The sequence below is a fragment of the Microbacterium sp. K35 genome (assembly GCF_004794375.1).
Classification (GTDB): domain Bacteria; phylum Actinomycetota; class Actinomycetes; order Actinomycetales; family Microbacteriaceae; genus Microbacterium; species Microbacterium sufflavum.
The window spans coordinates 1-940 of sequence record NZ_SSDM01000216.1; the positions used below are offsets into that span (position 1 = coordinate 1).

Here is a 940-nt window from a genome sequence, read left to right on the forward strand (position 1 = left end):
CGAGCACGTCGGCCCCGGCCGCGACGAGGTGGCGGACGGTCGCGCCGCCGATGCCGCCGCCGGCGCCGGTGACGAGGATGGTGCGGCCCTGGAATTCGGTCATGCGCGTCTCTCTCCATCGAGGGGTGTTGTCCTGTGCCCCGGGTCGCTTGACACCGGTGACATGGCCAGCGTAGCGTGCTCCGCAGTCGCCCACATCGTCCCTCGCCCTCCGATGCCCCGCGTCGACCACAGGAAGACCACGAAGCCGTGATCCAGACCCCGCCGCCCGCGCCCGACTCCGACGTCGCGCTCTCCGACCTCGTGGAACGGGCGCGGCGTCTCATCGCCGACGGCCGCCGCCGCATCCTCGGGATCGCCGGCACCCCCGGCGCCGGGAAGTCGACGGTGAGCGCCGCCCTCCTCGACGCGCTCGGGCCGCAGGCGGTGGTCGTGGGCATGGACGGCTTCCACCTCGCGAACGCCGAGCTCGTGCGCCTCCATCGCCGCGACCGCAAGGGCGCCCCCGACACCTTCGACGTCGACGGCTACCTCGCCCTGCTGCGGCGGCTCCGGACCCCGGCCGACGGCGTCGTGTACGCCCCCGCGTTCGACCGCGGGCTGGAGGAGCCGATCGCCTCCGCGATCCCGGTCCCCGCCGACGTGCCGCTGATCATCACCGAGGGCAACTACCTCCTGCACACCGGACACGGATGGGAGCGGGTGCGCGAGCTGCTCGACGAGAGCTGGTTCCTCGACATCGAGCCGGACACGCGCCGGCGGCGGCTGGTGGCACGACGTCGCAGCCACGGCCATCCCCTCGACGAGGCGACCGCGTGGGTGCGCGACGTGGACGAGGCGAACGCCGCCGTGGTCGAGGGGAGCCGCGCGCGCGCCGACCTCGTCGTGCGGCTCTCGTCACCCGCCGCCCCGGTCGCCCCGATCGCCCTCGCGGCCGGGG

The 940-nt window shown here is 74.8% G+C and carries 1 protein-coding gene; it reads left to right on the forward strand.

Features of this window, described 5'->3' with window-relative positions; genetic code table 11:
* Nucleotides 1-249: 249 nt before the first annotated feature.
* Nucleotides 250-940 (forward strand): nucleoside/nucleotide kinase family protein (locus DW299_RS08085; RefSeq protein WP_240745347.1); only part of this gene is annotated, 691 nt, incomplete at its 3' end.